This window comes from Aeromicrobium sp. Leaf291, assembly GCF_001423365.1.
Taxonomy (GTDB): Bacteria; Actinomycetota; Actinomycetes; order Propionibacteriales; family Nocardioidaceae; genus Aeromicrobium.
The window spans coordinates 596,494-615,723 of record NZ_LMNM01000001.1 but is presented as its reverse complement, the minus strand read 5'-3'; the positions used below and the strand labels follow the sequence as shown (position 1 = coordinate 615,723).

14 protein-coding genes are annotated in these 19,230 nt (G+C 72.8%); 3 read left to right on the top strand and 11 right to left on the bottom strand.

Annotated elements, in window-relative coordinates; all coding sequences use genetic code 11:
• Positions 1-70: 70 nt before the first annotated feature.
• On the top strand, positions 71-988 hold the full coding sequence (locus ASF35_RS03110; protein ID WP_055962625.1) for a DMT family transporter: 918 nt from the start codon (positions 71-73) through the stop codon (positions 986-988).
• Between the two features lie 18 nt (positions 989-1,006).
• Complete coding sequence (locus ASF35_RS03105) at positions 1,007-1,222, top strand: DUF2945 domain-containing protein (protein ID WP_055962621.1); 216 nt, start codon at positions 1,007-1,009, stop codon at positions 1,220-1,222.
• A gap of 34 nt (positions 1,223-1,256) precedes the next feature.
• Here ASF35_RS03105 and ASF35_RS03100 read toward each other — a convergent pair whose 3' ends face one another.
• Positions 1,257-3,197 (bottom strand): anthranilate synthase family protein, encoded by a 1,941-nt coding sequence (locus ASF35_RS03100; RefSeq protein WP_055962619.1) that lies wholly within the window; start codon positions 3,195-3,197, stop codon positions 1,257-1,259.
• Between the two features lie 194 nt (positions 3,198-3,391).
• On the opposite strand from ASF35_RS03100, the gene ASF35_RS03095 reads away from it, so the two are divergent.
• Complete coding sequence (locus ASF35_RS03095) at positions 3,392-4,639, top strand: ArgE/DapE family deacylase (RefSeq protein ID WP_055962615.1); 1,248 nt, start codon at positions 3,392-3,394, stop codon at positions 4,637-4,639.
• 429 nt (positions 4,640-5,068) lie between these two features.
• Here ASF35_RS03095 and ASF35_RS03090 read toward each other — a convergent pair whose 3' ends face one another.
• The 10 genes from ASF35_RS03090 to ASF35_RS03045 form a co-directional block, all read right to left on the bottom strand.
• Positions 5,069-6,016 (bottom strand): aminoglycoside phosphotransferase family protein, encoded by a 948-nt coding sequence (locus ASF35_RS03090; RefSeq protein WP_055962612.1) that lies wholly within the window; start codon positions 6,014-6,016, stop codon positions 5,069-5,071.
• A 33-nt stretch (positions 6,017-6,049) separates the two neighbouring features.
• Positions 6,050-7,657, bottom strand: a complete 1,608-nt coding sequence (locus tag ASF35_RS03085; RefSeq protein ID WP_156367936.1) for a metallophosphoesterase — start codon at positions 7,655-7,657, stop codon at positions 6,050-6,052.
• Positions 7,658-7,771: 114 nt separating this feature from the next.
• A complete protein-coding gene (locus tag ASF35_RS03080; protein ID WP_055962606.1) occupies positions 7,772-9,877 on the bottom strand; it encodes an AAA family ATPase in 2,106 nt (701 codons plus the stop codon).
• Positions 9,878-9,993: 116 nt separating this feature from the next.
• Positions 9,994-10,740, bottom strand: a complete 747-nt coding sequence (locus tag ASF35_RS03075) for an enoyl-CoA hydratase-related protein (RefSeq protein WP_055962602.1) — start codon at positions 10,738-10,740, stop codon at positions 9,994-9,996.
• Positions 10,741-10,751: 11 nt separating this feature from the next.
• Positions 10,752-11,915, bottom strand: coding sequence for an acyl-CoA dehydrogenase family protein (locus ASF35_RS03070; RefSeq protein WP_055962600.1), 1,164 nt, complete (start codon positions 11,913-11,915; stop codon positions 10,752-10,754).
• The gene (locus tag ASF35_RS03065) at positions 11,912-13,855 is read right to left on the bottom strand and encodes a biotin carboxylase N-terminal domain-containing protein (protein ID WP_055962595.1); all 1,944 of its coding nucleotides are present in this window, start codon (positions 13,853-13,855) and stop codon (positions 11,912-11,914) included. The genes ASF35_RS03070 and ASF35_RS03065 overlap by 4 nt, the downstream gene beginning before the upstream one ends.
• 29 nt (positions 13,856-13,884) lie before the next feature.
• The gene (locus ASF35_RS03060; RefSeq protein WP_156368000.1) at positions 13,885-15,420 is read right to left on the bottom strand and encodes an acyl-CoA carboxylase subunit beta; all 1,536 of its coding nucleotides are present in this window, start codon (positions 15,418-15,420) and stop codon (positions 13,885-13,887) included.
• 64 nt (positions 15,421-15,484) lie between these two features.
• The gene (locus tag ASF35_RS03055) at positions 15,485-16,639 is read right to left on the bottom strand and encodes an acyl-CoA dehydrogenase family protein (RefSeq protein WP_082495342.1); all 1,155 of its coding nucleotides are present in this window, start codon (positions 16,637-16,639) and stop codon (positions 15,485-15,487) included.
• On the bottom strand, positions 16,636-18,402 hold the full coding sequence (locus ASF35_RS03050; protein ID WP_055962592.1) for an acyclic terpene utilization AtuA family protein: 1,767 nt from the start codon (positions 18,400-18,402) through the stop codon (positions 16,636-16,638). The genes ASF35_RS03055 and ASF35_RS03050 overlap by 4 nt, the downstream gene beginning before the upstream one ends.
• Positions 18,399-19,229, bottom strand: coding sequence for a TIGR03084 family metal-binding protein (locus ASF35_RS03045; RefSeq protein WP_055962591.1), 831 nt, complete (start codon positions 19,227-19,229; stop codon positions 18,399-18,401). Before ASF35_RS03045 ends, ASF35_RS03050 begins: the two co-directional genes overlap by 4 nt.
• Position 19,230: the final 1 nt, after the last annotated feature.

Genomic DNA, 19,230 nt, shown 5'->3' with positions numbered 1-19,230 from the left:
GGCGGCATCTCAGGCCTACGTGTCCGAAAACCGCGCGACGTCAAGGTCCTGCCAGCCCTAGCGTGGAGGCATGACCGTCTCCCCCGTGACCGAACGCGTGACCGAGCGGGACTGGTCGGTGGCCGCGCTCGCCGTCACCGTGGTGCTGTGGGCGTCGGCGTTCGTCGGCATCCGCGCCGTGGCCGACGTCTTCGAGCCCGGTCCGCTGAGCCTCGGTCGGCTGCTCGTGGGAGCGCTCGCGCTCGTGGTGATCGCCCGGCCGTGGCGTCACCGCCTGCCGCGCGGACGCACCCTCGGACTGGTCGTCGTCTACGGCGTGCTGTGGTTCGGTGCCTACAACGTGGCCCTCAACGCCGGGGAGACCTACCTCGACGCCGGCACCGCCGCGCTCGTCGTGAACATCGGGCCGATCCTCATCGCGCTGCTCGCCGGGATCGTGCTCAAGGAGGGATTCCCACGTCCGCTCGTGGTCGGCATGGCGATCGCCTTCGCCGGCGTGGTGCTCATCGCCACCAGCACGCGTCACGACACGGCGGTCGAGACGGCCAGCGCCACCGGTGTGCTGCTGTGCGTCGCCGCCGCGGTGCTCTACGCCGTCGGCGCCCTCACCCAGAAGCCGACGCTGCGGACCGTCGCTCCGGCCATGTCGGTGTGGATGGCGTGCACCATCGGCGCCGTGGTCTGCGTGCCGTTCGCGCCGGGCCTCGTGGACCAGCTGGGGTCGGCGTCGAGCGGTGACGTGGCGTGGCTCGTCTACCTGGGGGTCTTCCCCACCGCCATCGGGTTCACGACGTGGTCGTACGCGCTGCGCCGGCTCAGTGCCGGCTCGGTCGCGTCGACGACCTACCTCGTGCCGGCCGTCGCGACGCTCATCTCGTGGGCGCTCCTGGGCGAGGTGCCGGCGCCCCTCGCGTTCGTGGGCGGCGCGTTGTGCCTGGCCGGCGTGGCCGTCACCCGCCTGCGTCCTCGACGTGCGCACGTGGGCTGATCATCGCACCCTGAGGTCATGACGAAGAACATCCAGGTCGGTGATCGGGTCAGCTGGGACAGCCCGCAGGGCCGCACGCAGGGCAAGGTCGTGGAGCGCAAGACCAAGGACTTCCAGCTCGACGGCCGGCAGTGGAAGGCGAGCGATGACGAGCCGAAGCTCGTCGTCGAGAGCGAGAAGACCGGCGCGAAGGCGGCCCACGAGCCGTCGGCGCTGAACAAGCTGAAGAGCTAGCCGCGCGACCCCCGCCCCCGCCCGCGCCGACAGCTCAGCCGAGCAGGTCGAGGACCAGGTCGCGGAGGATGGCGAACCCGCGCTGGGTCAGCACCGACTCGGCGTGGAACTGGATGCCGTGGAAGTGCGGACCGGCCACGTGGTGGATGTCGCCGGTCGCCTCTTCTCGCTCCACGGAGACGCCTGCGGGCAGGCCCGCCGCACCGACGCGGGCCACGAACGTGTTGTAGAAGCCCACCGTCTCCGGTCGGCCCAGCACGTCGAGCCGCGACTGCGTGCCCTGGAAGACGATGTCCTTGAAGTCGACGACGAGGCCGAGGTTGCGGCTCAGCACCTGGTGACCCAGGCACACCGCGAGGAACGGCTGCTCCGAGGCGAGCAGGTCGACCACCACGTCGTCGAGGACCGCGATCTTGGCGTCGCCGACGTCGCGCGGGTCGCCCGGGCCCGGACCGACGACCACGAGGTCGTACTCGTCGAGCGCACGCCCGCCCTCGACCCAGGCGCGGTAGGCGTCGTGGCGCACGACGTCGGTGCTCATGCCCAGCACGCCGAACACGTGCGACAGCATGTTGACGAAGTCGTCCTCGCCGTCGACCACCACGACCCTGCTGCCCTGCAGCGACGGCTCGGGCGCGGCACCGGACTGGTCCGACAGCCAGAACTGGCTGAGCCGGGCGTTGCGCTCGCCGAGGGCGATGAGCACGTCGTCCTCCCGGGTGAACGCGTCGAACGTGTCGGGCGCGCCGCCCGTGGCGGGGGCCGGCGCGTCGACGAGGCCGAACGCGCTCAGCACGCCCGAGGCCTTGGCCCACGTCTCGGCGGTCTCGTAGTCGGGGTCGGAGTCGCGCACGAGCGTGGCCCCGGCGGTGACCTTCAGGTTGCCCCCGAGGTCGACGTCGGCCGTGCGGATGAGGATGGGCGCGTCGGCGCGCTGCAGCCCGTCGGCGTCGCGGCCCACGAGGGCGGCCACCGACGCGTAGTAGCCGCGGCCGTGCGCCTCGTACTGCTCGATGAGCCGGCAGGCGTTCTCCACGGGGCTGCCCGTGACCGTGGCGGCGAACATCGAGTCGCGCAGCACGGCGCGCACGTCGCGGTCCGTGCGACCGGCGAGCAGGTACTCGGTGTGCACGAGGTGGCTCATCGGCTTGAGGTACGGCCCCAGCACGAGACCCCCCTCGTGGCAGATGTCGCACATCATCTTGAGCTCCTCGTCGACGACCATGAAGAGCTCGTAGATCTCCTTCTCGTCGCGCAGGAACTCCAGCAGGGCCGACGTCTTCTCGGCGTGGGTCGTGAGCCCCTTGGTGCGGAACGTGCCGCTGATCGGGTTCATCCGCACCTGGCCGGCCTCGACGCTCACGTGCCGCTCGGGGCTCGCGCCGATGAGGTAGCGGTCGCCGGTGAAGATGCAGAACGTCCAGAACGCACCGCGCTCGCGCTCGAGCAGCCGACGGAACACGGCCAGCGCGGCGTCGTGGCCCCAGTCGGCGACCTTCGCCCGGTAGTGCCGCCCGATCACCAGGTTGGCACCCTCGCCGCGGCCGATCTCGTCGTCGATGATCTGGCGCACCATCGAGGCGTAGTCGGCGTCGGACGTCTCGAAGCCGCCGCGGTCGGCCAGCTGCACGCCGCCGTCTGGCAGCGTCGGCAGCAGGTCGGCCAGCGGGACCTCGTGGAGGACGTCGGCGCTCACCACGCGCAGGGGGGTGCCGTCGTCGTGCGCGGCGAACCCGCGCTCACGGGCCTGTCGGAACGGCACCAGCACCAGGTGGTCCCACACTCCGCCACCAGCCGCCCGCGGCCCGGCACCCCCGCCGAGCCGGTCGGGGACACCGGCCGACAGGGGCACGTCGGCCAGGTCCTCGACGTCCTCGAAGGCGCCACCGAGGAGGGTCACCGTGTCGCTGTCGCGCACACGGATCAGCGCGAACGCGGCCTGCTGCTGGAGCTCGCCGACGAGCGGGTGGGTCATGGTGTGTCCTTCGGGTCGCCTCGGCCGACGCCGGGACGGAGAACGCCCAGACCGCTCGGCTGAGGGGTCTGGGCGTGGGTCGCGTCGAGGCCTCCTCTAGAGGAGGCGCCACCAGGGGGTGGGAACGACGATCATGGCGCCAGCGTAGTGCCTCGGCTGCGGGGACGGCTGTCACCCTTGCCAGACTGTGCGACGTGGAGCCCTTCGAGATCGACGTCGACCTGATCCGCCGCGACCTCGCGCAGCTCGTCAGCTACCCCAGCGTGGGCGGCAGCGAGTCCGAGGCGTCGGTGCAGCGCTGGTGCGCCGCGACCCTGCAGGGACTGGGGCTCGACGTCGACCTCTGGCCGATCGACCTGGCCGCGCTGCGCGCCGACCCCGACTACCCGGGCGAGGAGGTCGAGCGCGACGAGGCCTGGGGCTGCGTGGGCCTCGGCGCGGGTGCCGGGCCCCGGGCGGCGGACGGCACTGACGGCGCCGGCGTCCCGAACCTCGTGCTCAACGGTCACGTCGACGTCGTGCCACCCGGCGACCCGGACTGGTGGACCGCCCACGACCCCTGGTACCTGCAGGAGGCCGACGGCCGCTGGTACGGGCGCGGCACCTGCGACATGAAGGGCGGCGTGGTCGCCATCCTCGCGGCCGTGCGTGCCGTCGGCGACCGCCTGACCAAGCCCTTCGCCGTGCACGTCGTGGTCGGCGAGGAGGACGGCGGCATCGGCACCTTCGCCACGCTGCGCCGCGGCCACACGGGTCTGGCCTGCCTCATCGCCGAGCCGACGGCGGGCTCGATCGTGTCGGCCAACGCCGGGTCGCTCACGTTCCGGCTCGAGCTGCGCGGCCGGGCCACGCACGGGTCGCGCGCCGGGCACGGCGTCAGCGCGGTCGACCTCTTCGAGCGCGTGCACGAGGCGCTGCGTCGACTCGACGCCGAGCGCAACGTCGACCCGCCGGCACCGTTCACCGACCGCCCGTGGCCTCTGTCGGTCGGCATCGTGCAGGCCGGCGACTGGGCCAGCACCGTGCCCGACCTGCTCGTCGCGGAGGGCCGGTTCGGGGTCATGCCCGGCGAGTCCTTCGTCGACGCCATGGCCACGTTCGAGGCGGCCGTCGCCTCCGTTGACGACCCGTGGCTGCGCGAGCACCCGCCGCAGGTCACGTGGCCCGGCGGTCGGTTCGCAGCCGGCTCGCTGCCCGACGCCCATCCGTTCGGCGACTCGGTGCGTGACGCCGCGGTGGCCGCCGGGGCCGAGGCGCCGCCGTTCGTGGGCGCCCCGTACGGCTCCGACCTGCGCCAGTACGCCGCCGCCGGCATCCCCACCGTCCAGTTCGGTCCCGGCCACATCGAGCACGCCCATGCGGTCGACGAGTACGTGCCGATCGACGAGGTCGTGCTCAGCGCCCGGGCCTACGCGCACCTGCTCCTGCAGCACTGCAGCTGACCTGCGGGAGGTCTCGACCTGCCGGTGCGCGGCCGCGCGAGGCTCGACCTTGCTGGTGCGCAGCCGCGGCTCGCGCCGGGTGCGGCCCCGGAGGGCCTCGACCGGGCGGCTGGCGGCGCGGTCGCTCGAGCCCTCGTCCTGCGGCCTGGGTGGGCGGTAGGTGACGAGAGGAACGGAGGGGCGGCGGTAGGTGGCACGCACTTCCCGGGCCTCGGCGGTAGGTGTGGCGCGGAAAGCGAGCGTGTATCCGCGCGCCACCTACCTTCCCGACGCATGAAGCGCGCGCCACCTACCTCCACCGCCCACGACCCGCCGCAGTCCGAGAACCCAGCCGACCATGGCGCCGGCCGCCCGGTCGAGGCCTCTTGGAGACCGGCACCTACGCGAGCCGAGGCAACGCGACGGCGAACCCAGGCCAGCGCCGAGCCGTCAGTCCTGGACGGCCTTGGCCACGGTGACGCAGGTCGTCGACCAGTCGCGGTCCCCCGTCGTGAGCGGTCGGCCGAGGCGCTGCGCGTCCTGGACCGCCCAGAGTGCGTTGTGCATCATGCGGACGACGACCCAGTCGCGCGCCCGGTCCTCGTCGAGGCCCGCCGCGTCGACCACGGTGTGGAAGCGTCGACGGACCGCGAACCGGACGTCGCGAGCCGCGAGCACCTCGTCCCAGCGGTTCCACAGCAATGGGGCCGGCTCGTAGTGCGGGTCGCCGCTGATGCCCTTCGGGTCGATCGCCAGCCATGGTTCACGCAGGTCCGCCTCAGCCGGCGCTCCACGACGCGAGGCGAGGACGTTCGCGTCGTGCAGGTCGGTGTGCACCGCCACGCCGTCGGTGTCCGGGTCGGCCGCGAGGTCGCGCCCGAGCGAGACGGCCTGCTGCACGAGACGTCGCGGCGCCGGGACCGTGGCCTCCGCCGCGGCGAGCTCGTCGGTCCAGCGGGCGACCAGCGACGACAGCGCGACGAGCCGACGCGGCGCGGGCCGGTGCAACGTGCCGTAGAGCCCGGCGACCACCTCGCACGCCTCCAGCACCGGGAGCGACGACAGTGCGGCGGGGCCGGCGCGCTCCAGCAGGAGCGCCCCGCGGGCCGGGTCGGCACGGAGCATCCGCACCGCACCGCGGCCGTCCCAGGTCGACAGCGTCAGGTGCTCGTGCCGGGTCTCCTCGTCGACGAACCCGACCTTGAGCACGGCCTCGACCCCGTCGGCGGTCCGCACCGGCAGCACGAGCGCGCACTCACCGTGCATCGCCTCGCCGTCGCGCCGCACCGTCCACTCCGCCAGCAGCGTCTCGACGGTCCGGGGCAAGGCCTCCACGAACGTGGCCCACTCCGGCCCGCGGTCGGCGAAGGCCAGGACGTCCGGCGGGAGCGCGATCACGCCTCCAGACAACCACCCGGCGCCCACCGCGGGTCACGGCTGGACGGGCGCCTCCGGGTCCTCCTCGTCGGCGGTCGGGTCCTCCGTGGGATCCGGCTCGGCCGGCGTCGGAGCCGACGTGAGCGGCAGCGGCGTGTAGTCGCCGACGTCGATCACGCCGGCGGGCGTGAAGGTGACGACCTGCAGACCGACCGGCGCACCGTCGGCGTCGAAGGTGACGAGCGTGACCTGGGCGTCGCGGCGCAGGCTGCTGCCCAGCGCGATCGGCAGCACCGCGCCGCCGGTCGAGCCGGTGGTGAGGCGTGTGGTCGTGGCACCGTCCGGACCCGCGATCGCCTTCGGCCCCACCTGGTAGTGCAGGTGGCCGGTGAGCACGAGGTCGACGCAGCCGCTGCCGGCCACCTCCTTCGCCGACGCCCACGAGTGCACCGCGAGCACGCCCACCCGCTCGCCTCGTTCGTCGGACTCGCACGCCACGTCGCGCAGGGCGGTGTCCTGGTCCGACAGCGCGGAGTCGCGGGTGGCCGCGTCCTCGGTGTAGCCGGTGATCTTCGTGCCGCGCGGGTCGGTCTCGCCCAGGAAGCGCACCCCGCCGACCTCGACGGGCTCGGCGTCGAGCACGGTGAAGCCGTTCTTGCGCATCTGCTCGACCGTGGGGTCGGCATCGTGGTTGCCGCCGACGGCCACGACGTCGAAGCCGTCGAACTCGCGGGCGAGGGAGTTGATGCTGAAGTTCTCCCACTCCCCGCCCTGCGACGTGTCGTCGCCGAGGTCGATGAGGAGCTCCGCCTGCGCCTGGTCGGCGATGCGGCGCGCGACCGGGTCCATGCCGATGTTGTCGTGCCGGTCGGTGACGACCAGGGCCGTCTTCTCGCCCACCTCGGGCCGGCGCACGCTCACCTGCTGGGCCTGCTCCTCCAGCGCGCCGTAGAAGCTGACGGAGTCCTGGTAGAGGTAGAGCGCGCCCTCCACGAGGGCCCGGCTGCTCGTCGTGGCGCTGCCCTGCGCCAGCTCGAGCCGGTCGAGCACCGGGTCGGCCGGCAGCTGGGGGAAGACCTCGCGCACGCTCGACCACGTCTGCTCGGGAGCGTCGTCCTGGCGCTCGGGAAGGGTCACCAGCACCAGGGAACCGACCACCACGACCGACGTCGCGACCGCACCCGCCACCTGGCCGCGCGACGGCTGCACGGCGTCGCGGCGGATCCGGCGACGTCGGTCCTCGCCGACCGCCCGCCACGCCAGCACCACCACGGTGACGGCCAGCACGCCGACACCGACGCCACGCAGCGCCGCCTCGGCAGCCATGTCGGTCACGGCTGCCGTGACCTCGCGGATCTCACCCTGGGGCTGCGCCGCGATCGCGGCGTCGCGCTGCAGCAGCTCCTCCAGGCCGACGGCGTCGGAGTCGCCCAGGCGGATGTCGACACCGAGGCCGACGGGTGCATCGACGTCGACCCGGGCCTTCGGCAGCAGCGGCCCGAAGTCGAGGGTCGCGTGCCCGTCGAACGCCGGGCTGACCACCGCCTGGTGCGCGCCGATCGTGAGGTGCCGCTCGCTGTGCACGAACGTCGAGGACGCGACGGGGAGACCGGCCAGCACGGCCACCGCCAGCAGGGCCACTCCGACCAGGATCCTTCGCACGGCACCACCCTAGGAGGGACGTGCCGGTCCCACGGGCCTAGGCCATCCGTTTCGGACAGTTCCGGGGCACTGTCGGGGTCCGGACCGCCCCGGAAGTGTCCGAGACGGAGGGACTCAGGAGACGCGGGAGAGCCAGGTCTGCGTCGTGCCGACGGTGGTGAGCAGCTGGGTGGCGCGAGTCAGGACGACGTAGAAGGTGCGCCAGCCGGCCTCGGACTCGGCGACGATCGCGTCGGGCTCGACCACCACCACGGCGTCGAACTCCAGGCCCTTGGTGTCGAGCCCGTCGAGCACCCGCAGCCGGTCGTGTGCGGCGAGCTCGCCGGCGAGCCGCTCCCGCAGACGGGGCAGGTCGGCGCGGGCGGCCACGACCGCCACCGTGCCCTCGACCCGCTCGAGCATCGTGGCGACCTCCGCGGCGGTCGCGTCGAGCAGCACTGCGTCGGCCACCCACTCGTGACGCGGCGCCTCCCCCGTCTTGCGCACCGCCTCGGCGAGGTCGGCGCCGGGGATCGCGACCTGGGCCACGTCGGCCGCGAGCTCGTAGATCTCCGCGGAGTTGCGGTAGTTGGTCGACAGCCGGAACCGGTGCTCGGGCTTGCCCTCCAGCGCGGTGGACCGGGCGGCCGCGGCTTCCTCGGGGTGCGGCCACGACGACTGGGCGGGGTCGCCGACGATCGTCCAGCTGGCGTACCGACCGCGACGTCCGAGCATGCGCCACTGGAGGGGCGACAGGTCCTGGGCCTCGTCGACGAGCACGTGGGCGTACCCGTCGTCGTCGATGCTGGTGGTGGAGCGCAGCTCGTTCTCGACCTCGCGCTCACGTCGCTCGAAGCTCATCAGCTGGCGCGGGACGTCATGGTCGTCGTCGTCCTCCGGCGGGACCTCGCCCACGAGGTAGCGCAGCTCGTCGATGAGCGGCACGTCCTCGATGGCCGGCACGCCCGCCTGCCACGACGCGACCATGGCGTCGAGCTCCTCGGCCGAGAAGGCGCCGTTGGCCAGCTCGCGCACCCGTCGGGGCAGGGTGCGCCACAGCTCGACGGCCTCGACGGGCGGCCACCAGGCCTCCACGAAGTCGACGTAGCGGTAGTCGGTCGTGAGCGTGTCGAGGAAGCCCTCCTCGCCCTTCTCGAGCGCCCGCTCGCCCTCGACCTGCTGCCACAGGGCGCGCGCCACGGCGGCCGGGGCCTTCGCGTAGGCGCGGTTGCGCGGCAGGTTGGCCAGCAGCCCGCGCCGGATGTTCGCCAGCTTCTTGGCGTCGAGGACGAGCACGTCGTCCTTGTAGAAGTAGCGGAACGACGTGGGCTCGCCCGGCTGGGGCGACGTGGCGAGCCGGCGCAGCACCGGCAGCATGCGCGACGAGCCCTTCGCGGCGGCGGCCTTGGGCTCGTCGTGCTGCAGCGCCCGAAGCCCGTCGACGACCTCGCCGAGCGAGCGCAGCGTGACGGCCGTCTCGCCGAGGCTCGGCAGCACCCGCTCGATGTAGTTCATGAACACCGACGAGGGCCCGACGACGAGCACGCCGCCGGACTCGAAGCGTCGCCGGTCGGTGTACAGCAGGTAGGCGGCGCGGTGCAGCGCCACGACGGTCTTGCCGGTGCCCGGGCCGCCGCCGATGATCGTGGCGCCGCGGCTGGGCGCCCGGATGGCCTCGTCCTGCTCCTTCTGGATGGTCGCGACCACGGAGTGCATGGTGCTGTCGCGGGCGCGCGAGAGGCTGGCCAGCAGCGCGCCCTCGCCCACCACGACCATGTCGTCGGGGGCGTTGTCGCCGTCGAGCAGGTCGTCCTCGACCCCCACCACGGTCTTGCCCGAGCTGCGGAGCACCCGGCGACGCACGACGCCGGACGGCTCCTGCGCGGTGGCCTGGTAGAACAGCGCCGCCGCAGGGGCGCGCCAGTCGATGAGCAGGATCTCGCGGTCGGCGTCGCGCACGCCGATGCGGCCGATGTAGCGCGCCTCCCCGTCGAGCAGGTCGAGCCGGCCGAACACGAGACCGTCGTGGGCGGCGTTGAGCGCCGTCAGCCGGCGCGTGGCCTGGAAGACCATCGCGTCACGCTCGACGAGGCCGCCCTCGTTGCCGACGTGGCCACGCGCGAAGCCCTCGGTGACGAGTGACTGGGCCACCTTCGTCGACTCGTCGAGACGGCCGTACACGACGTCGACGTACGCCTGCTCCGCCGCGATCTCGGCGGCGGCCTGCTGCTCGGAGGACACGCTTTCCTCGGCTCTCGTGGGTCTTTCTGCGAACTACCCATCCTAACGACCTGGGCGCCCAGGCATTCCCTCAGCCCGCAGGTGTTGGCCGAAACGTCACCCACCGCGGCGCAGGCTCAGCGCTTGCGCTGCAGGAAGGCCGTCATCGCCTCGCGGGCCTCGTCGCTGCCGAACAGGCGCGCGGACTGCGCGGCCACGTCGGCACCGAGCGCGTCGATGCGCGCCACGAGGTCGTGGTTCAGCAGCCGCTTGGTCTCGCGCAGCCCCTGCGGGTAGCCCTGCACCAGGTCGGCCAGGACCGACCCGACCGCGTCGGCGAGGTCGGCGTCGGGCACGGCCCGGGTGACCAGGCCGGCGGCCTGCGCCTCCTGGGCGCCGAAGGTGCGACCGGTGAGGAACAGCTCGGCCGCGGCCCGGTCGGAGAAGCGCTCGAGCAGCGTGAGCGAGATGACCGCGGGCGCCAGCGCCAGCCGGACCTCCGTGAGGGCGAAGGTGACCGACTCCGCCGCGACGACCACGTCGGCTGCTCCCACGATGCCGAGGCCCCCGGCCCGCACCGGGCCGGCCAGCTCGACCACGACCGGCGTCCCGGCGGTCGCGATCTGGCGCTGCAGCGCGACGATGGCCCGCGCGCCCTCCTCCATGCCGCCGCTCGCGGCCTCCGAGAGGTCGGCCCCCGAGCAGAACACACGGTGCGCGGACCGGACCCGGATCGCCCGGACCGCCGGGTCGGCGTCGGCGCGCTCGAGCCGGTCGGCCAGCTCGGTGACCAGCTGCCGGCTGAGCGCGTTGCGGTTGTGCTCGCTGTCGAGCGTGACCGTGGCGACCGCGTCGGCCACCTCCAGGTGCACCAGCTCTGCCATGACCGCTCCTCTCAGTAGGACTTGGGCAGGCCCAGGGAGAACTGGGCCACGAAGTTGAGCGCCATCTCCTTGGACACGGGGGCGATGTTGCTGAGCCGCGACGAGGCGACGGCCTGCACGAGGCCGTACTCGAGCGCCAGGCCGTTGCCGCCGTGGGTCTGGATGGCCTGGTCGACGGCCTTCGCCGCGGCCTCGCCGGCAGCCACCTTCGCCATGTTGGCCGCCTCCCCGGCGCCCATCAGGTCGCCGGCGGCGTAGAGCGCGGCAGCCTTCTGGGTGAGCAGGCGCGCCATCTCGACGTCGATGTGCAGGCGGGCGAGCGGGTGGCTGATGGCCTGGTGGGCGCCGATCGGCTTGCCCCACACCTCGCGCTCCTTGGCGTACGCCACCGCCTTGCGGATGGCCCAGCGGGCTGTGCCCGTGGCCATCGACGCCGCCATGATCCGCTCGGGGTTGAGACCCGCGAAGAGCTGCTCCAGACCGGCGTCCTCGTCGCCGACCAAGGCATCGGCGGGCACCCGCACGTCGTCGAAGAACAGCGTGAACTGCTTCTCCGGGCTCACGACGCCCATCTCGATCTGCTGCTTCGTGAAGCCCTCGGCGTCCGTGGGCACCATGAACAGCGCGGGCTTGAGCTTGCCGGTGCGGGCGTCGGAGTAGCGCGCGACGACCAGCAGGTGGCTGGCCTCGTCGACGCCGGAGATGTAGGTCTTGGTGCCGTTGAGCACCCACGTGCCGTCGTCGTCCTTCCGGGCGTTCGTGACGATGTTGTGGGAGTTGGAGCCGGCGTCGGGCTCGGTGATGGAGAAGGCGTACGTGGCGGTGCCGTCGGCCAGACCGGGCAGCCAGCGCTCCTTCTGCTCCTGCGTGCCGTACTGCGCGATGGTCGTGCCGACGATCGCCGGGCTGACCACCATGAGCAGAAGCGGGCAGCCCGCCGTGGCCAGCTCCTCGCACACGGCCGCGAGGTCGCCGATGTCGCCGCCACCACCGCCGAACTCCTCGGGGATCGAGACGCCGAGGTAGCCGTTCCGGCCGGCCTCGGCCCACAGCTCGGTGGTCTTGCGTCCCTCCGCCGCGGTCTCGTGGAAGTACTTCTCGCCGTACTTGGCGCCCAGGGACGCGACGGCCTTGCGCAGCTCCTGGCGCTCCTGGGTCTCGGTGAACTGGCTCATGGGAGTTTCCCTTCGATGGTTTCGATGACGGCGAGGACCGCACCGGACTCGACCTGCTGGCCGGCCGTGACGGCGAGCTCGGTCACCACGCCGTCGACGGGCGCGGTGATGGTGTGCTGCATCTTCATGGCCTCGAGGACGACCACGACGTCGCCCTTCGTGACCTGCTGGCCGGCCTCGACGCCGACCTGCACGACGCTGGCCGGCATGGGAGCGAGGAGCGAGCCCTCGGCGACGACGTCGGCCGGGTCGACGAACGTGGGCACGACGTCGAACGACAGCGACCCGGCGGGCCCGTCCACGTCGACGGTCTCGTCGGCCACGGTCACGCGGTACGTCTCGGTGACGCCGTCGACCAGGAGCACCGCGTGCGACGGGGAGGCCTCGACCACGTCGGCCAGGTCGCTCACGAGCCGCCCGCCCTCGGCGCGGTACTCGACGACGATCTCCTCGTCGCCGACGCGGAGCCGTCGCGTGCGGGGCTGGCTGGGCACGTTGCGGAACGCGGTGGGAATGCGGCCCAGCACGGGTGAGGACGTCGACGCGGTGCGGGCCTGCGCGAGCGCGGCCGCGAGGGCTGCTCGCTGCACCGCGGCGTCGTCGAGGAGGGGCTTCGTCCAGTCGGCGATCCGCTCGGCGAGCAGGGCGGTGTGCACCCGGCCGGCGACGAACTCCTCGTCGGCCAGGACGCCGCGCAGCAGACCCACGTTGGTGGTGAGCCCGTGCACGCGCGTGCGGCGCAGGGCGTCGTCGAGACGTCGGACCGCCTGGGTACGGTCGTCGGCGTAGGCGACCACCTTGGCGATCATCGCGTCGTAGAAGTGCGTGACGACCGAGCCGGACTCCACCGCCGAGTCCGTGCGCAGACCCGGCCCGCTGGGCACCTCGAAGGTGCGCAGGGTGCCGGTCTGGGGAGCCCAGTCGTCGCCGGCGTCCTCGGCGTAGAGGCGCACCTCGATCGCGTGGCCGGTGGGTCCGGTCGGCTCGTCGGTCGGCAGCGCGTGACCCTCGGCGACCGACACCTGCAGCGCGACGAGGTCGATGCCGAACACCTCCTCGGTGACGGGGTGCTCGACCTGCAGGCGGGTGTTCATCTCCAGGAAGAAGACGCGTCCGTCGTCGGCGTGACCGTCGGACACGAGGAACTCCACGGTGCCGGCGCCGACGTAGCCCACCGCCTCGGCGGCGTTGCGAGCCGCGGTGTGCAGGGTGCGGCGGACGGCGTCGCTGAGGTTCGGCGCGGGCGCCTCCTCCACGACCTTCTGGTGCCGACGCTGGATCGAGCAGTCGCGGTCGCCGAGGATCCAGGTGGTGCCGTGCGTGTCGGCCAGCACCTGCACCTCCACGTGGCGCGCCGTGGGCAGGTACGGCTCGACGAACACGGTGTCGTCACCGAACGCCGACACCGCCTCGGCCGCGGCGGCCGTCAGCTCGCCCTCGAGGTCCTCGGAGCGCTCGACCACGCGCATGCCACGTCCACCACCACCGGCCGACGCCTTCACCAGCAGCGGGAAGTCGCCGGGCTGGGCAGTCTCGGGCTCGATGCTGAGGATCGGCACGCCCGCCTCGGCCATGATCTCCTTGGCGCGGATCTTGCTGCCCATCGCGTCGATGGACTCCGGCGTGGGGCCGATCCAGACCAGGCCGGCCTCGGCGACGGCGCGCGCGAAGTCGGCGTTCTCGGACAGGAAGCCGTAGCCGGGGTGGATCGCGTCGGCGCCGGCCCGACGCGCGGCGTCGATCACGAGGTCGGCGCGCAGGTACGTCTCCGTCGGGCTGTTGCCCACCAGGTGCACCGCCACGTCGGCCTCGGCCACGAACGGCGCGGAGGCGTCGGCGTCGGAGTGCACGGCGACGGTGCGGATGCCGAGGTCACGGCAGGTGCGGAACACCCGGCGCGCGATCTCCCCTCGGTTGGCCACCAGGACGGAACGGATCATGGAAGGACTCCTGTGCTGCTCGCTCGTGCTCAAAGCCTGAACACCCCGTAGCCGCGGGCGCCCTCGACGGGTGCGGTGTGGATCGCGGAGAGGCAGATGCCGAGGATCGCGCGGGTGTCGCGGGGATCGATCACGCCGTCGTCGTAGCCCATGCCCGACGTGAAGTAGGCGAGGGACTGCTCCTCGATCTGCTGCTCGACGTAGTCCTTGACGCCCTGGAACCCCTCGGCGTCGAACACCTGACCCTTGGACTCGGCCGACTGGCGCGCCACGATCTCCATGACGCCGGCCAGCTGCGCCGGACCCATGACGGCCGACTTCGCACCGACCCAGCTGAACATGAACCGCGGGTCGTAGGCGCGGCCGCTCATGCCGTAGTGGCCGGCGCCGTACGAGGCGCCCATGACGACCGACAGGTGCGGGACCTTGGAGTTGGAGACGGCGTTGATCATCTGGGCGCCGTGCTTGATGATGCCGCCCTGCTCGTACTCCGCGCCCACCATGTACCCGGTGGTGTTGTGCAGGAAGAGCAGCGGCGTGTCGGTCTGGTTCGCCAGCTGGATGAACTGCGCGGCCTTCTGCGCCTCGGCGCTGAAGAGCACGCCCTGGGCGTTGGCCAGGATGCCGATCGGGTAGCCGTGCAGCTGTGCGTACCCGGTGACCAGGCTCGAGCCGTACAGCGGCTTGAACTCGTCGAACTCGCTTCCGTCGACGAGCCGGGCGATGACCTCGCGCGGGTCGAACGGGACCTTGAGGTCGGTCGGCACGATTCCCAGCAGCTCCTCGGCGTCGAGCACGGGCTCGGCGTAGTCGGTGCGGGGGGCCGAGCCCTTCTTGCGCCAGTTGAGCCGCCGCACGATCTGGCGGCCGAGGCGGATCGCGTCGTGCTCGTCGACGGCCAGGTAGTCGGCCAGCCCCGACGTCTTCGCGTGCATCGAGGCGCCGCCGAGCGACTCGTCGTCGGACTCCTCGCCCGTGGCCATCTTCACCAGCGGCGGACCGCCGAGGAACACCTTCGCTCCACCGTCGACCATGACCACGTAGTCGCTCATGCCGGGGATGTAGGCGCCACCGGCGGTGGAGTTGCCGAACACGAGGGCCACGGTGGGCCGTCGGTCCTCGCTGGCGCGGGTGATGTTGCGGAAGCTCGCGCCGCCGGGGATGAAGATGTCCTTCTGCGTCGGCAGGTCGGCGCCGCCGGACTCGACCAGGTTGATCGTCGGGAGCCCGTTCTCCTCGGCGACCTGCGCCGCGCGGAACCCCTTCTTGACGGTGACCGGGTTCGACGAGCCGCCCTTCACGGTCGGGTCGTTGGCGACGATCATGCACTCGACGCCCTCGACGACGCCGATGCCGGTGACGATCGAGCCGCCGACGGTGAAGTCGGTGCCCCAGCCGGCGAGGGCGCCGAGCTCGAGGAACGGGGTGTCGGCGTCGAGCAACAGCTCGATCCGCTCGCGGGCGGTGAGCTTGCCACGGGTGTGGTGGCGCTCGACGTACTTCTCCCCGCCGCCGGCGAGCGCCTTGGCGTGCTGCTCGCCCAGGTCGGCGACACGCTCCAGCATCTGGGCGCGGTTGTCGGCGAACGTCGCCGTCGTCGGGTCGATCGTGGTCTTCACAGCAGGCCTCTCAGTAGCCCAGGAGCTTCGCGGACAGGTCCTTCATGACCTCGGTGGCGCCGCCGCCGATGCCGAGGATGCGGGCGTCGCGGTAGTGGCGGTCGATCTCGGACTCACGCATGTAGCCCATGCCGCCGAAGATCTGCACGGCCTCGTGCACCACGTGCTCGACGGCGGCCACCGAGACGTTCTTGGCGGTGACGGCGTCGAGGATGAGCGACGGGTCGGTCTTCGGCGTCTCGAGCGAGCGCTCGAGCGCCTGCCGGGTGAGGGCGCGCGCGGCCGCGGTGCGGGCGTGCATCTCGACGAGCTTGTGGCGGATCACCTGCCGGGCGATGAGCGGCTTGCCGAACGTGTCGCGCTCGCGGGCGTACGCCACGGCGAGGTCGAGCGCGCGCTGCGCCGTGCCGTACGCCTGCACGGCCAGCCCGAGCCGCTCGCCCACGAACTGCTGCATGACGAGGTAGAAGCCGCCGTTCTCCTCGCCGACCAGGTTCTCGACGGGGACGCGCACGTCCTCGAAGGCCAGCTCGGCGGTGTCGGAGCAGTGCCAGCCCATCTTCCGCAGGCTCTTGCTCACGGTGAAGCCGGGCGTGTCCTTGTCGATGACGAGCAGCGAGATCCCGGCGTGCCCCTCACCACCGGTGCGGACCGCGGTGGTGACGAAGTCCGCCCGGACGCCCGACGTGATGAACGTCTTGGCGCCGTTGACGACGTAGTGGTCGCCGTCGCGCACGGCGCGGGTGCGGATGTTCGCGACGTCGGACCCGCCGCTCGGCTCGGTCACCCCGAGCGAGCCGATCTTCTCGCCGGCCAGCGTCGGCCGGACGTAGGCGTCGATCAGCGCCGGGTCACCGGCGTCGATGATGTGCGGCACCGCGATGGAGTGGGTGAACAGGCTGGCCTGCAGACCGGTCGAGCCGCCCGCGGCCAGCATGGCCTCGGTGATGACGCACGCGTCGAGCGAGTCGCCGCCCGCGCCACCGACCTCCTCGGCGTAGCCGACCGCGAGGAACCCGGCCTTCGCGGTGGCGGCGTGCAGCTCGCGCGGGAGCTGCCCGTCGTCCTCCCACTGGGGCAGGTGCGGCACGATCTCGCGCCGGGTGAACTGCTCGACGGCCGTGCGCAGCGCCTGGCGCTCGGGGGTCGTCCACAGGTCCGTCATGGTCGGGCTCCTTCGAGGAGGGTCAGGGGGACGGCGGTCACGCGGGCGCGCAGCCACTCGCCGAGGGCCTTCGCCTGGGGGTCGAGCCGGGTCGACGACGACACGCCCTCCCCCAGCAGCCCGTGGATCACGATGTTCACGCCGCCGAGGTTCGGCAGCGGGTGCACGTCGACGTCGAGGTCGGCGGCCTCGGGCAGCATCGCCTGGACCCAGCCGGGGTTCACGACGCCGAGCAGCCACGCCACGGCGTCGTCACGTCGGGGGTGCTCCGCCGGGACCCAGAGCCCGACGTTCGCGTCGCCACCCTTGTCGCCCGAGCGCGCGTGCACGAGCTCGCCGAGCGGGACGGCGCGGGTGTCGCCGAGGTCGGGCGCCGGAGCGGGTCGGGTGGACGAGCCCTGCTCGGGATCGGCCGTGCCGGTCGGCGGGGCGATCTCCTCACGCCTTCCGTCGGGGTGCACGACCACGTGCGGCACCTCGGACTGCGGCACGTAGGCCGGGCGGTAGACGCCGAAGGGCGCGCCGCGGCCGGGCGGGGCGGTCAGGGTGAAGCCGGGGTACGACGCCAGGGCCACGTTCACGAACGCGTCGCTGAACGTGCGACCCACCGGCTCGGGCCGGGTGCTCTTGGCCACGCAGCGCAGCAACGAGGTGGCGGCGGCCTGGGTGGGCGGGTCGAACACGTCGGTGCGGTCGAGCGTCCACACCAGCGCGTCGGGCGGGTCGGACTGCAGCGCGTCGGTGACCTGGCGGCGCACCCAGGCGGCCTTCGCCTCGATGTCGAGCCCGGTGAGCAGCAGCTCCACGCTGTTGCGGAAGCCACCGATCAGGTTGAGGCAGACCTTGGTGGTGGCCGGCGGGGGCGTGCCGCGCACGCCCGCGATGCGCACGCGGTCGGGGCCGTCCTGCGTCAGCTCGACGGTGTCGAGGTGCGCGACGACGTCGGGGTTGAGGTACGCCGGGCCCTGGATCTCGTAGACCAGCTGGGCGGTGACGGTGTCGACGGTGACCGCACCACCGACCTCGCGCCCCTCGACCCCCCGCCCCTCGACGCCGGCGTGCTTGGTGACGACGCTGCTGCCGTCGGCGGCGACCTCGGCGATCGGGAACCCCAGCGGCGCGGACGTGTCGAGGCTGCGGAACCCGCTGAAGTTGCCACCCGTGGCCTGCGTGCCGCACTCGATGACGTGACCCGCCACGAGCGCGCCCGCGAGGGCGTCGAGGTCGTCGCGGCCCCACCCGTGGGCGTGGATCGCCGGGCCCATCACCACCGAGGCGTCGGTGACGCGACCGGTGACCACGACGTCGGCACCGGCCTCGAGCGCGGCGGCGATGCCGAACGCACCGAGGTAGGCGTTGACGGTGAGCGCGTCACCGGGCAGGTCCAGCTCGGCCGCGCGGGCCTTGAGGTCGTCGCCCTCCACGTGGGCCACGCGCGCGTCGAGCCCCTGGGCCGTCGCGATCTCGCGGATCCGCTCGGCGAGCCCGGCCGGGTTGAGCCCGCCCGCGTTCGTGACGACCTTGACGCCCTTCTCGAGCGCGAGCGCGAGACCGTCCTCGAGCTGGCGCACGAAGGTCTTGGCGTACCCGGTGGACGGGTCCTTCATCTGGTCCTTGCCGAGGATCAGCATCGTCAGCTCGGCCAGGTAGTCGCCGGTGAGGTAGTCCAGGTCGCCTCCCTCGAGCATCTCGCGGAAGGCCGACAGCCGGTCGCCGTAGTAGCCGGAGCAGTTGCCGATCCGGGCCGGCCGGTCGAGGGTCATGCGTCCCCGCCGTCGGTGCCCCGCTCGGCCAGGGGTCGGGGGTCGTTGCCGGGCAGCCCGGCGAACGCCTGCACGATGTCGAGCCAGTGATCGGCGTCCGCACCCTCGGCGCGCACGTCCACGTCGTCACGGTGCCGACGACGGGTGGCGAGCAGCGCGAAGTCCCACGCGTCGCCGGTCACCCGCTGCTCCGCGTCCTCGGGACCCCAGGTCCAGGTGTCGCCGCCTGGCGCGACGAGCTCCACCCGCACGTCCGACGTCGGCAGATCCTCGCCCCGCATCAGGTGGGCGAAGCCGCGGGTGCGCACGCCGATGTGGCACACGTGACGCACGCGGTCGGTGCGCGGGACGTCGACGCCGAGCGCCTCGGCCACGTCGTGCGCGTGGGCCCACGTCTCCATCACGCGAGCCGTGGCCATCGACGTGGGGCTCATGGGCGGGCCGAACCACGGCACCTTCTCGCCGGCGGGCACGGCGCGCAGCGCCTCGGCCAGACGGCGCCGACCGTCGCGCCACTCGTCGACCAGCGTCGGGACGGGCTTGGCGGCCCAGCTGTTCGCGCCGTCGTCGACGAAGCCGCTGGGGCTCTCGGCCGCGGCCTTCATCCCCGCACCGAAGGCCTCGGGGTCGGTGAGGGCCGCGAGCGAGGCCTGGTCCGTCCAGGCCAGGTGTCCCACCTGGTGCGCCACCGTCCATCCCTCGGGCGTGGTGACGGCGCCCCACTCCTGGACCGGCAGGTCGGCGACCCAGCCGTCGAGCTGGTCGCTCTCGGCCGCGAGGTCGGTCAGGACGGCGGCGAGCCGGTCGTCGGGTTCGGTCGGCGGCATG

Coding starts and splice junctions, on each gene's coding strand:
- ASF35_RS03060 (WP_156368000.1), bottom strand. CDS start 15,420: ATGCTGGAGCGTGTCGCCGACCTGGGCGAGCAGCACGCCAAGGCGCTC.
- ASF35_RS03045 (WP_055962591.1), bottom strand. CDS start 19,229: ATGCCGCCGACCGAACCCGACGACCGGCTCGCCGCCGTCCTGACCGAC.
- ASF35_RS03070 (WP_055962600.1), bottom strand. CDS start 11,915: ATGAGCCAGTTCACCGAGACCCAGGAGCGCCAGGAGCTGCGCAAGGCC.
- ASF35_RS03100 (WP_055962619.1), bottom strand. CDS start 3,197: ATGACCCACCCGCTCGTCGGCGAGCTCCAGCAGCAGGCCGCGTTCGCG.
- ASF35_RS03075 (WP_055962602.1), bottom strand. CDS start 10,740: ATGGCAGAGCTGGTGCACCTGGAGGTGGCCGACGCGGTCGCCACGGTC.
- ASF35_RS03055 (WP_082495342.1), bottom strand. CDS start 16,639: ATGACGGACCTGTGGACGACCCCCGAGCGCCAGGCGCTGCGCACGGCC.
- ASF35_RS03110 (WP_055962625.1), top strand. CDS start 71: ATGACCGTCTCCCCCGTGACCGAACGCGTGACCGAGCGGGACTGGTCG.
- ASF35_RS03065 (WP_055962595.1), bottom strand. CDS start 13,855: ATGATCCGTTCCGTCCTGGTGGCCAACCGAGGGGAGATCGCGCGCCGG.
- ASF35_RS03105 (WP_055962621.1), top strand. CDS start 1,007: ATGACGAAGAACATCCAGGTCGGTGATCGGGTCAGCTGGGACAGCCCG.
- ASF35_RS03050 (WP_055962592.1), bottom strand. CDS start 18,402: ATGACCCTCGACCGGCCGGCCCGGATCGGCAACTGCTCCGGCTACTAC.